Origin of the sequence: Ktedonosporobacter rubrisoli (assembly GCF_004208415.1) — a bacterium.
GTDB lineage: Bacteria > Chloroflexota > Ktedonobacteria > Ktedonobacterales > Ktedonobacteraceae > Ktedonosporobacter > Ktedonosporobacter rubrisoli.
This window is the reverse complement of record NZ_CP035758.1, coordinates 4,647,725-4,659,918: the sequence shown is the minus strand read 5'-3', so window position 1 is coordinate 4,659,918 and position 12,194 is coordinate 4,647,725. Positions and strand designations below refer to the sequence as shown.

The window sequence follows — 12,194 nt, the reverse complement described above, 5'->3', positions numbered from 1 at the left end:
ATCTACCTCCCGGAAAGATCACGCTCGCTTAGTAAGCGGTTGCGCTGCGACTATAGTAACTTCCTGACGGTTATGGAAAAGCTGACGTGCCTGTAGAATGCCATAGTGTTTGCGTAGTATGCTCAATGCCTCCCTCAAGGTGGCCTGGGGATTGATTTCCGCGGTGGCATGGGGCAACTTAAGTACGCTTACAACAATTCCATCGGCGCGCAAGCACTGAGCTGCTTTGGCGAGGAGACGCGCCGCCTCGCGTGCATCCATTCGCATATCATTGACAATTATATCAAACTTGTAATGCCTCCTGATGGCCTCTTCCAGATAGTTTTCGGCATAGCCCTGATAGTGCTCCAGCCCCCTGCGCCTGACTAAACGTGGATCAAGTTTAGCCGGATCAACGGCTATAACGTGTAGACCCGCATCCAACAATAATCTTGTCCAGCCACCCGGAGCAGCTCCCAGGTCCAGAGCTCGCCCCTGATGTGGTAAGGCAAGCTCAAAAACCTCTAGAGCCTCCAAGAGCTTGAACTCGGCGCGGCTGATCTGTTCAGCTGTCTGAGCGTAGTGCCGCGATCCTCCTGGCCAATTGCTGCGGTTCTCTTCAACTGGAGAGATCCCCAGATAGCCCTTGTACATAGTACAGAGAATGGAGACGACAATCTGAGGCTTTTTAATAGATTCCAAGGCGCCAGTTTCATCAGCAATAGCCTCGGCAAGATCCTTGTTAAGTTGTCCACCACTATATGCGCGTTCGCCCAGGCTCCTATCCGTTTGGACGAGGCGAGATTGCACAGAGAAATGCGTGCCGCGTTCTAACAACGCAAAGGTGGGTAAGTCAGCGATTGCAGTCGCTATCATACCGATATCGCGCTGCGTATTGCTTAAATTAACTGTTGCCTGCACAGGGGCAATATGACGGGTAAAAATAAGTTGCTCTCTACTCGCTTTATTGATAAGCGTGACAATATCGGGCGCTCCGCATAGCACGATTCCTGGCGCTAACTCCTCAATACTTGTCAGCCGTTTATCCAGTTGTTTTAGTTCGCTCACTGCCGCCTGAGCAAATTCGGCGTGGGCAGTAACGATAATCATATTTTCTATACTCACAAACCTCCCAAAAAGCTGACCCCTGGAATAGAGGTACCAGTGTATTATACATCAACCTGGGAGGCTGCTTATAATGCCGCGGGGAGAGAGAATCATCCCTAATGACCTGGTAACCTTCCCGATTTCCACTATGCTTTTCAGCTGCTCCCCTATCCTTGTAGCGATGTGGAGCGAGCAAACGTGGATGAAAGACTATCGTAGAGTAGGTTGGCTTACAGTCCGCCTAAAAATCTACCTCCTACAAAGGTTCTCTGCGGATCAAATTGTTGCTTAAGGCGCTGCATTAAATAGAAGTCTCCCCCTGGCTCTCCCCAGATGCTTATACGGCGCTTGAGCTCGACAGGACAGCGCTCTACAACCAGGCTACCATGTAGCTCACGTGCGTATTTGCGCAGCTCTTCCAGGGCGCTGATTAGCCGTGGTGTTGCATCGCTGGGACGAAGCTCAATGTAGAGAATACCGTTTCCGGCATGGGCGATTGTGGCAGACTCAAGCGTATAACGCTGGCAAGTCTCTTCAAGCTGGCGTAAATAGGAAGCGATCTGAGAAGGAAGCAGCGCAACTTTACACGTTAATGTACCCTGTGTATGCTCACGTATAACCTCCCAGAAGCGCTGCTGAGCATCGCCATCTAGATCGTCACCCATGAGTGCGTTATTGCGACGTGCTAATAGGCGCGTCTCGTTTAGCTGCCGTTCAATGGCTGCCTTGCTCCCCTCAAAATTAATAGCCACCGTGTAGCCATTAGCCGGCAGATTGAGGCCAAAGAAGTCGGTCATATCGCTGGCGGCTCCGGCATCAATCAGCTCCAAAGCACTCGGCGTGAGTAGGGAATTGAGAATGGCAAGGATTGTCTGCATAGCATCATCTATGTTCGTATACATGAGGAGCAAAGTGCGTTCCAGGGGAGGCAATGGATGAAGCTTAAAGTTGGCCTCGACAATCATCCCCAACGTGCCTAAAGAGCCGATATAGAGCTTATTGAGATCATAACCGGCTACATTTTTTACCACGCGCCCGCCGCTGCGGGCAAGCTCGCCATTTGCTTGTACCACGCGCATGCCAATTACCAGGTCACGGGCCGTGCCATAACGTAGGCGTTTAGGGCCGCTTGCATTAGTGGCAAGCAGACCGCCAATAGTAGCTTGCTGAGCATTGGGCGCATCAAGTGCTAATTGTTGCCCTTGTCTGGCGAGCTGGACCTGTAATTCTGCTAATGTTATACCTGCCTCAACATGGCAGGTAAGATCGGGACCTTCGTGCTCCAGAAGGCGCTTTAAATGCGTAGTATCTATCAAAATATCGATGTGTTCCGCAATATTTCCCAGGTTCATACCTGAACCGCCGCCACGCGGCAGTACTGACAGCTTGTTTAGGCTCGCTAGCTCTACTGTTTGGCCAACATCCTCCACCGACGTTGGGGAAACAACCAGCCGCGGGAACACTCCATCTATGGCATGAGTACGTAATGCATCTGTATCTGCCCTTACAATAGCAGAAGGAACAAGACGTTGCAGCTCATTCGTGAAAATCTCGATCTCGCCCATTGTACGCAATCCTCGCCGAAAAATATGTGCCTGGTTTTGTGCGACATTGCAGCAAAGTTTACTCATAGAAGTTTCGTTTTACAGGGTTGATAGCCAGGCGCATTATAGTTGTTTGACTTCAACGCAGCGTCCAGGTAAAGGGAAGAGCTTGCCTGGATTAAACAATTGGCTGGGGTTCCAGGCCATACGCACCTGTTGCATGGTACGTAGATCCACGTCACTGAAGATCAGGGCCATCTCCTGCTGCTTTTCCATGCCAACTCCGTGCTCACCGGTAATGCTGCCACCAACCTCAGCACAGATCTGCAGGATTTCATGTCCGGCCTGGCGCACCCGCTCAACCTCTCCAGGGATCTGAGAATCAAAGAGGATAAGTGGATGAAGATTGCCGTCGCCAGCGTGAAAGACATTTCCCACGCGCAAGCCATAGTGCTCAACAATCTCGCTAATACGGCCTAAAACATAGGGCAGTTTGGTGCGCGGTACAACACCGTCCTGGACATAAAATTCGGGGCAGATGCGTCCTACAGCACCAAAGGCATTCTTGCGCCCGGCCCAAAGTGCCTGACGTTCAGCTTCGTTAGCCGCAATGCGCACTAATCGAGCCTGATGCTTATTACAAATATTGACGATTTGCTCAATCTGATCTGCTACGCTTTCGCTTAGCCCTTCAGCCTCTATCAGCAACACGGCAGCAGCATCTATGGGATAGCCCGCGTGAGAATCGGCTTCAACCGCCGCTAGAATCATGCGATCCATCATCTCGATAGCGGCAGGGATCACCCCGCTGGCGATAATCTCCGAGACGGTGTTGGATGCATCATCCATCATGTCAAAGACAGCTATCATAGTTTTGACAGTTTCAGGAAGGTGGACAATGCGTACAATGATCTTAGTAACGATACATAAGGTACCCTCGGAACCAATGAGCAGGCCCGTTAGATCGTAGCCGGGCGTATCGTAGGTCCAGCCCCCCACTTCTACGATCTCACCATCTGCTGTAACAATCTCCAGGCCAAGCACATGATTAGTCGTAACGCCATAAATAAGTGTGTGAGGTCCACCGGCGTTTTCGCCAACATTGCCACCGATGGTACATGAGCGCTGGCTGCTTGGATCTGGAACATAGCAAAATCCCTGCGGATTAAGTGCGTTGCTCAAATGAAGGTTGACTAATCCAGGCTGGACGACAGCTCGCAGGTTTGTATAGTCAACTTCCAGGATGCGATTCATGCGGCTAAAGGCGATAACAATACCCCCATACACCGGAATAGCTCCACCACTTAAGCCTGTTCCTGCGCCTCTAGGAACAACCGGCGTGCCATAGCGGGCAGCAATTTTAACGATAGCAACAACCTCGGCAGTTGTCGATGGCAGCACTACAATTTCGGGCTTGCTGCGGTCAATAGAGGCATCATACTCGTATAAGGTAAGATCGTAAGGCGAATGGAGCACATAACGTGGGCCCAATATCTGGCATAATTCGTGCACCACTTCGGCCTTACGGGCTTCAGACATGCGTTCATATACAGGAGCTGTGACTGGGGGAAGTTCTGTAATGCTCATGAATGTAACCCTCCTGGGCTGATGGCTACGCTGAATCCAGCACGTCGGCCTGGATCAAAATTTATTCTATGCTGATGATACCATGCAAATACAGGGTTGTGAAGGGCGCGGAAGAGAGAAGTAGTGAGAAGGATGTAACATTATAAAATATAGTCTATGTGTGTCATCAAGCTATAATGACACACATAGCACATTATTATTTTAGTAATCGTTCAGGAAGGTACTGCGCATGAGCGGCTGCCATCTCATCGTATACCTCTTCAGCTTTGCTGTAGGACAACACAAGCGGATTGGAGGCCAGGGCTTTGATTGCGTCGCGCCGATTTCCCCATAGGGCGGCTCTGGCCGTAGCCCCTTCGTATTCGGCAAGCAGCGAGAGAAGGCCGCGCTGCTCAACTGCGATTCCACCATCTCCCTGGGCCAAGGGCATCGCACCGCGCGCATCAACGCGACAGGGCAGCTCAACGACTCTATCGTTAGCCAGGAAGTTTATGGAGCCGTTATTTGGTACGTTCAGAACCCACTCTTCGCCGGTATCATTGAGGATAGAGCAGAGCACATCCAGGGCAAAGTCGCCGAAACCTCCATTGCCTCCGCGCACCTTAGTAAGATGCGGAACGTCTTTCTTGGCCTCTTCCTTATAGTGAGCGAGAATATCGGGTATCATGGCCATAATATCTTCGGAGCGTGAGGTTGGCTTCTTGTGCAGAAACTCCAGCACTTTGTCAGGGAAGTAGTAATAGTGCAGATAGTGCGATGGTATGGCGCCATACTGAGCGGTGAGCTTAATGATCATGGCCTGCTCATAGTTTTCCTGGTTCCATTCAGGGTGGGCATCGGTGTATTCCTGGCTCCAGGCAACGATCTGGGGGAGCACGTCTATACCATCGCGCCAGACTGCAGTTGTCCAGTTACCATGATTGAGCCCTAGCGTGCGATAGTAAAGGCGCTTGCCCGGAGCGGCGTTAAGACCTGCCAGCTCAGCCATCTGCGGGATCTCATGTACAGGCCCGTCACACATACCGATAATACGTATGCCATTGTGATGGGCAACGGCCTCAGTAACGATATTACTTGGATTGGTATAATTGAGCAGGAAGGCTTTGGGTGCTAGCTTCTCTATCTCGGTGGCGATGCCTGCCACGACCGGAATAGAGCGCAGAGCATAGAAGAAGCCACCCGGGCCAACAGTTTCCTGGCCAATCATTCCATGCCGAAGTGGAATTTTTTCATCGAGCCGGCGAGCTTGCAGGCCTCCTGTGCGGAAGGTCGTGATAACAAAATCTGCATCGGAGATGGCTTCTTCACGGTCGGTTGTGCGTTCAAGCGTGATATCAATCCCGGCATGTTTGAAGAGCTTGCTGCCGATAGTATAAATAAGTTCGAGCCCTTCGCGATTGATATCCATTAGGGTAATATGGCTGCCGCGCAAAGAGTCGGCGTTATGGACAATACTTTGCATTAAGCCGGCACAATAGGGACTTCCGCCCCCGATGATCGTAATTTTGGCGCGGCGAGCTGGTTTCTTCTCTCGTTCAGCGACTGAGTTCGGCTGAGTACTGATAGTCATAGTAGTATGCTTTCACCTTGTACAGTCGTATGCTCAAAAGAGGTAACTGGCACAAGGATATGCCACTTCCTCATTTAGATACGAATAATTAGGTATTGGAAAACACGTGGTACAATTGATACCCCTTCACAGAGTATCATATTTATGTAGGGCGTCGTCAAGTCAGGCGAAAAAGCTTGCTGCACCAGAAAAGTGCGCCGGCCAGCGCAAGCGTTAGCAGTGTAAGGAGCAGCTTGTGTAGTAGATCCAGCGCATTGCTACTCGTTGATGATGGTATGACAGAAGCTGTTGGAGCCGATGCTAACATTGTAGGAGGGGCAGGCGTTGCGATATGATCCCAGCCTGGTTGCTTTCCATCGAGCAGGCCAGCTTGAGTCTTACCGTTACTTATAGCCTTACCACTTTGGGCACCGCTTGGGTCTACCTGGCGCGCAGAGGTATTCGCAGAATCGTTGGAGGAAGAGGCCTGAGAAGCAGTTGTCGATGAGGGCGAAGAGGCTGTTGTTAAGACGTTTTTGGCGCTAATGCTTGGTGTAGTGGTGATTTGCCAGGTGCTACCTCCATCGGGGATGCGCGCGTAGGACTGCTCCTCGGGTAGCGCTGGAAGTGAAACTTCGTCAATAACACTTCCTGCGATACTCAGACGTAATGTAGAGGTCTCTGTAGCTGTAAAGAGCTGATTGCTGCGTGGAAAGAGGGTAAGGAAGCCATGCGCGGCAATAGCCGCTCCCAGGGGCAAATAAAAGGCATTGGTACCTGGGCCGCTGTCCAGAGCAGCATGAACCGCGTAAAGGTTGAAGGGCTGATTCTGGGGATTATAAAGCTCGACCCAGGCGTCATTAACCGGCGAATAGGTATTCTGCTCCGTGCAATTCCAGGTAGAGTGGGGCGCCAATAAGATCTCGTTGAGAAAAAGGATGCCATGTTGTGCAGGTGGGTTGATAAGCGTGCCTGGTACTGCCGGAGGGATAGGAGAAGCGCAGCCGTGTCCGGCGGCTGCATAAGCAGGAGGAGTGGTCAAGCCTAAGACAAGAAAAAGTCCGCCAATTATTGCCAGAAACCGCACGTAACCACCTCTTTTATACTATTGTATTTGTCTATATTGGCCTTGTGTGACCACTCAATTGCATTGCCTTAACAACACATTCCCATGGCTCACATGAGTCAGACTGCCATTACTGGGCAAGGTACTTAAATGGTACCTGTCGCCGGGCCGGTATCCTTTCATCGAGAGCGCGACGTACTGCAGCTACACCATTTGCCCCAATCGTAAAGGCGATAATGGAGCCTATAATAATACCACAAATGCCGCCTAATGCGATGCCTTCGAGGAACATGCGATTGCGCCAAAATGTCATCGTTGCCACCTTTTCTATGTGTTATTGCAGGTATACAACAGTCTTTGCATCACTCCAGAGCCGTTCAATCCGATAATATTCCCGCTCTTTCTGACTGAAGATATGAACAATAATATCGCCGAAATCTAATAGAATCCAACCGGTTTCGGCGTCGCCTTCACGATGAAGCAGCAGAGCTCCCTGTTTGCTCAGTTCTTCATCTACTGTGTCAGCGATAGTCTGGATCTGCCGAGGATTATTGCCACTACAAATGACAAAATAGTCGGCAATCGTTGTGACATCCCTGATATCAAGTAAGAGGACGTCAGAAGCTTTTTTGTCAGATGCGGTATTGACCGCTACTCTAGCTAACTGGGCTGGATCTAACAGAACTCCCTCCACAATGTTTCCCTCATTAGGCACATTTTTTGCTCTGTACAATTACCTCTACAGAACAGTGCATATAAATCAGTGTAAACGCATTATAGCACGCTACTAGCGATCTTGTTAAGAGGATAGTGAAGAGTCAAATTGCACTTTCTATCCTCTTAGATGCTAAAATCTAGCCTGACTACCTACTTTGATGCATTTCCGTTGATATCTAACCACTCTTCTTTTGTCGTGTGATGTTCGATGTTATCGTTTTTGGCTATTTCAGCACGTAGCTCTCCTAAAGTGCCCCATCCCTCAGCGTCTACATCGTACTTGTGAATGGTCTCTTCATTGCGCTGATGGACCCACACAAAAGTATCATCGGACAAATCGTGGTATGTATCGACAACTGCGGCCAGCACTTCGCGTACAACATCCTCTACGAAGCGTGGGTTGGCATGGGCCTTATTCACAATAAACAACTCGTCAGGACGTTTAAGCAGAGCATAGTTTTCCGAGCTCATTGCGCTTTCTACAAGAGCGATGAGGTCACCTGCATCTATCTCCTGGTTGGTGCCAAGCATGAGGGTCGCGCGGCCTCGCTGATTATGTGTGGCCAGAGGCGTAACGCTTAACATTTTCTCGATATCTTCCTGGGGGAAGCCCTCTTCCTGCAGGCGGACACGCGCGAATGAGTGGATCATGTCTTGTGCGCAGGGACAGGCAACCATCCCTTCAACCTCAACGCCTACCAGGCGCTTACTACCCTCCTGGGTCGCGACAGCATGTGCCAGCAAGCCGTAGACCTCCTGCGTGCGCCGGCCCGAAACAGGCGTCCATTTCTGCAAAGGGTAGGCCGTGTGAATATGGACTTCGGCTCTAGCAACTTTTTGACGTTCCACGATAGCTTGAGCTACGGCCTCGGCGAGGACCTCTATCTTTGGCCAGGAGTTGGATGCCATCTCTTCTAGAACTTCTTCCAGAACGTCGCTAAAGCGCGACATATGTACGCCCGCTTGTGTCGTGGCCAGATCCGCATAGAGATCAAATGTGGCGTCAAACCAGCGCTGACTTCCCTCGTTGCCAAGGAGTAATGATTTACGGATGCCAACTACCCCGGCTCGTCCCAGGCGCACATGCACGGCTGGACGGCCGCTCTGAATATCGCGCTCAAGAGGAATGCGCAGATTTGGCGCCAATCTGGTAACGCCATCCTGAACTATGGCATTGAGCAGTTCTTGAATACTTTGTCCACTGGCGGGATCGATCACATCCGGGGCGATTTCCGCCAGCGGGACCAGCACAAATGCTCGCTCTGCCATGCGTGGATGGGGAACTGTTAGCTCTTCCTGCTCGATGCGCAGATCATCGTATAAGAGAATATCAATATCGATGGGGCGAGGACCGTTGCGAAACGTTTGTTTTCTCCCGATTGCTGCCTCAATCGCTTTTGCATACTTTAACAGGTCGTATGCGGATAACCAGGTTTTTCCGGAGCAAGCAAGATTAAGAAAGCGCGGCTGATCCGCATAACCTACAGGCTCTGTTTCATATACGGATGAGACCGTATCAATATCTACTACCTCGCGTAAACGTTGCAAGGCTGTTGCAAGATTGCCACGCCGATCTCCTAAGTTAGAACCTAGCGCAAGATATACGCTATGTGTTGCGCCAGGAGTATTTTTAGCGGGGAACAAAGGCGAGAGTGCCGTATCAAGACTCATAAGAAATTACCTCACTAAAACATTGTCGCTCACCATATTATTCTAACAAATTAGTGCATGGATTTGTTTCACAGTAAGATGAGAATAGACTCATTTCTGGAAAACTAAAATATTGCTGAAAATCGCTTCAGCTCTCTGGGCATTCTCGGTTCCTACGATAAAGCCAACCGAACCATGGGTATAAGAAGCATCGGCAGGAATAGAGGCAACCAGGCGGTTATTAATGTAGAAAAGAAATTGCGCTTTCGTGGTAATGGCCATAAGCGTATTGATGGAGCCATATGAGCTCAAAATAGCGTCTGAATGGGTCCAATCAACAATGATGAGCCAGTTATTTGGATCTTTGCTATAAGCTCGTATAAAACGATACTCTCCACGATTGTTGATTTCCAGTGCATAAAATGCTTTTGTGGCGGGATTCAGACGAAAGATAAGCCCACAAAGATTGCCGCGCATGAACTGAGTTTGGACGCTAATAATCGCATTGGAGAACTGGAGGAGCGTGGAATAGCACCAGGCAGACTGATGTGGTGGAGAGGTCACGTGATAGCCTTGGGGCGAAAAAAAACATTGTGAGCCATCGTCAAGCCATTCGCCGCTAGGTACAGACAGATCGTTGCTATAAATAAGCTTGCTGGCCCCTGTAATCGGTTTGATGAGTTTGGCTACGGCCTGAATGCGTGCCTGGGCTACGAGGGTTGCTTGGGTCTGATGCTGAGCCTGGGCTGTGGCTGTCATTGCTTGCTGTGCCGCGGAAGGTGCAAGGCTCTGTCTGGAGATGCCCTTATCGAAGACACTGTTGGCAAGGCCCAACGGGATGGTAGCGCTAAGTAAGGCCAGACAGAGCAAGGCCGTCAAGATGACGAACAATCGCCGTTTCTTAAAATGAGCCTCGCGCATTGATAACAAAGCAAGAGGATGCCTATGCTCCAAAAAGAAGTTTGTAAGAGCCGGCGATGCGAGACGGTGCTGCTCTGTAAGCGGTAAAATCTGTGTAAGAGCCGGCAGAGCAGTTGTTATCCTTGGAGCCTGTTCGGTGAAAGTCGAGGCCATATCTTCCTTCTTAAATGAGGCTCTGAAATCAGATGGGGGGATAGCGTCTTTGCACAAGGCCTGCCTGTAGGCAGCTGATAGCGCTTGCGCCTGTTGATAGCGATCGTCAGGGTCCTTTTCCAGGGCTTTGAGGATAACATCTTCTATCGATTGAGGGATCTCATTGTTAAGCTGGCGTGGAGGTGTAGGTTGCGTCTGTATGTGTTTAAGTGAGATTGCGACAGGCGATTCGGCCATAAAAGGGACGCGACCAGTTAGCATCTGATAGAGGATAATGCCCAAAGAGTAGATATCGCTGCGATAATCATTTAAGCCATTTGACTGTTCGGGGGCCATGTATTCGGGAGTGCCTACCATTGCTCCTACATGGGTGAGGGAATCGGCCTCCATCTTAGCCTTGGCCAGGCCAAAATCGACGAGATAGGCGTAGCCATCCGGGCGCAACAGGATATTAGAGGGTTTAACATCGCGGTGGACAACGCCGTGATCGTGAGCATGTTGAAGTGCTGAGGCAATCTGCTCAAGGAAACTTCCTGCTTCTTCCAGTGAAATCTGCTCGCGCTGGAGCAAGTAGTCTCGCAATGTTCCGCCCTCGACAAAAGGCATGACGAGGTAATACCAGGGGCGTTGCTCCCCAAAATCGTAGAGCGGAAGAATATGGCTGTGCGAGAGCGTGCCAACTGCCAGCGCCTCGCGCTCGAAACGCCTTACAAAAGGCTCGTCGCTGCCATAGAGCACCTTGACGGCCACGCGTCGGCGTACGCGGCGATCATAACCAAGATAAACCTCAGACATTCCTCCTTGAGCGACGCGTTGACGCAATTCATATCGTCCTAACGTTGACCCTTCTATCCCCTTCATCGATCCTCACTCCTACTCCTACGTCAATCAGATAAGGAACCGCTCTATTGTTAATGTGATGGTGCGCAGCTTGCCTATATGCACTACATTTTTCATGAGCCACCAGGCCGGAATACAGTAGTACATTTTTTTGCTGGCTACCCCTGGCTGACATCCATGCGGCAAGGCAGGCAATTTGTAGCGCCTGCCTTTAGGGCTGCCTCCTGCTAGAGATCCTAGCGTGGCTGCCAATAGCGCTCAAGATGCACGGTCTCCACAGGTCGGATGCTATGTGTATAGCGTGCCATCTCAGCATGCATGGCGGCCTGGCTCTCGAAGTTTACCAGGGTTTGTGTCTCGTATTTGTCGGCTGCTGTCTGGCGCAGTGGAAGCATCTCAGACATTTCGACGAGAACGGGATCAAATCCCTGACCTAATTCCTGGAGGCGTGCATCGCGAGCCTGAGGATTTCTTAGAACATAAGGAAAGTCTTCATAGAAATAGACCTTGGCACCGCTCTGCACAAGGCGGTCAGCGGCTGAGCAAACAATCTGGTGGTCGACATGGCGGCCTATGCCAAGAGGTGCGTACCATACAGCATCGGGCAGCCGTGAGCGTAATGCAAGCAAATCCTCAGCCAGATTCTTATCTATCCAGAGATCCGAGGAATGCACTTCTCCGCCGATAAGGGCCTCTTCGGTTGTATAGTAGGCTGGTGTACCACGATATGGAGCGTCAAGATAGTCGAGCCAGAGGTAATCGGCCTGCAGGAAATCGCAAGCGGCCGCATCTTCCTGGCGCCGAACCTCGACAATGTTGCCCACTGCCTTGGCCGGGTCAGCTCCCATTTCTCTGTGCATGGCTGTGGCATAACTGCTAAGCTGGGTATCTGGCGCTGGAATGCCTCCAAAGACGGTAAGGACAAGTGGACGTAGCCCGCTGCTCACCTGAACGCCTAATGTACCCCCACAGGAATAGATAACATCATCAAAATGAGGGGAGAGGAAGATATGTCTATGTTTGGTCGTAATATCGTTTAAGCTCGTGAGTCGCAACTCTTCGTTCCTCCATATATATGAAA

The 12,194-nt window shown here is 50.6% G+C and carries 10 protein-coding genes; all 10 read right to left on the bottom strand.

Translation table 11 applies throughout. The features are described from left to right. Positions 1-18: 18 nt before the first annotated feature. The 10 genes from EPA93_RS20425 to EPA93_RS20380 all read right to left on the bottom strand — a co-directional run bounded on the left by EPA93_RS20425 (position 19) and on the right by EPA93_RS20380 (position 12,168). Positions 19-1,104, bottom strand: a complete 1,086-nt coding sequence (locus EPA93_RS20425; RefSeq protein WP_129889291.1) for a 23S rRNA (cytidine(2498)-2'-O)-methyltransferase RlmM — start codon at positions 1,102-1,104, stop codon at positions 19-21. 212 nt (positions 1,105-1,316) lie between these two features. Next, complete coding sequence (locus EPA93_RS20420; RefSeq protein WP_129889290.1) at positions 1,317-2,717, bottom strand: FAD-binding oxidoreductase; 1,401 nt, start codon at positions 2,715-2,717, stop codon at positions 1,317-1,319. A 36-nt stretch (positions 2,718-2,753) separates the two neighbouring features. Then, positions 2,754-4,217 (bottom strand): FAD-binding oxidoreductase, encoded by a 1,464-nt coding sequence (locus EPA93_RS20415; protein ID WP_129889289.1) that lies wholly within the window; start codon positions 4,215-4,217, stop codon positions 2,754-2,756. Between the two features lie 196 nt (positions 4,218-4,413). Continuing rightward, positions 4,414-5,787 (bottom strand): family 4 glycosyl hydrolase, encoded by a 1,374-nt coding sequence (locus EPA93_RS20410; RefSeq protein ID WP_129889288.1) that lies wholly within the window; start codon positions 5,785-5,787, stop codon positions 4,414-4,416. A 157-nt stretch (positions 5,788-5,944) separates the two neighbouring features. After that, positions 5,945-6,853, bottom strand: coding sequence for a lamin tail domain-containing protein (locus EPA93_RS20405; RefSeq protein ID WP_129889287.1), 909 nt, complete (start codon positions 6,851-6,853; stop codon positions 5,945-5,947). Positions 6,854-6,962: 109 nt separating this feature from the next. Next, positions 6,963-7,145, bottom strand: coding sequence for a hypothetical protein (locus tag EPA93_RS20400; protein WP_129889286.1), 183 nt, complete (start codon positions 7,143-7,145; stop codon positions 6,963-6,965). A 21-nt stretch (positions 7,146-7,166) separates the two neighbouring features. Next, entirely contained in the window at positions 7,167-7,526 is a 360-nt protein-coding gene (gene rsfS, locus EPA93_RS20395; protein WP_242527455.1) for a ribosome silencing factor, read from the bottom strand. A gap of 173 nt (positions 7,527-7,699) precedes the next feature. Continuing rightward, entirely contained in the window at positions 7,700-9,220 is a 1,521-nt protein-coding gene (gene mptA / locus EPA93_RS20390; RefSeq protein ID WP_129889284.1) for a GTP cyclohydrolase MptA, read from the bottom strand. A gap of 90 nt (positions 9,221-9,310) precedes the next feature. Then, entirely contained in the window at positions 9,311-11,134 is a 1,824-nt protein-coding gene (locus EPA93_RS20385) for a protein kinase domain-containing protein (protein WP_129889283.1), read from the bottom strand. A 215-nt stretch (positions 11,135-11,349) separates the two neighbouring features. Then, positions 11,350-12,168, bottom strand: a complete 819-nt coding sequence (locus EPA93_RS20380; RefSeq protein WP_165423279.1) for a PIG-L deacetylase family protein — start codon at positions 12,166-12,168, stop codon at positions 11,350-11,352. Positions 12,169-12,194: the final 26 nt, after the last annotated feature.

Excerpts from the sequence above, each read along its gene's own strand:
- EPA93_RS20420 (WP_129889290.1), bottom strand. The coding sequence starts at position 2,717 with ATGAGTAAACTTTGCTGCAATGTCGCACAAAACCAGGCACATATTTTT.
- mptA (WP_129889284.1), bottom strand. The coding sequence starts at position 9,220 with ATGAGTCTTGATACGGCACTCTCGCCTTTGTTCCCCGCTAAAAATACT.
- EPA93_RS20385 (WP_129889283.1), bottom strand. The coding sequence starts at position 11,134 with ATGAAGGGGATAGAAGGGTCAACGTTAGGACGATATGAATTGCGTCAA.
- EPA93_RS20400 (WP_129889286.1), bottom strand. The coding sequence starts at position 7,145 with ATGACATTTTGGCGCAATCGCATGTTCCTCGAAGGCATCGCATTAGGC.
- EPA93_RS20410 (WP_129889288.1), bottom strand. The coding sequence starts at position 5,787 with ATGACTATCAGTACTCAGCCGAACTCAGTCGCTGAACGAGAGAAGAAA.
- EPA93_RS20415 (WP_129889289.1), bottom strand. The coding sequence starts at position 4,217 with ATGAGCATTACAGAACTTCCCCCAGTCACAGCTCCTGTATATGAACGC.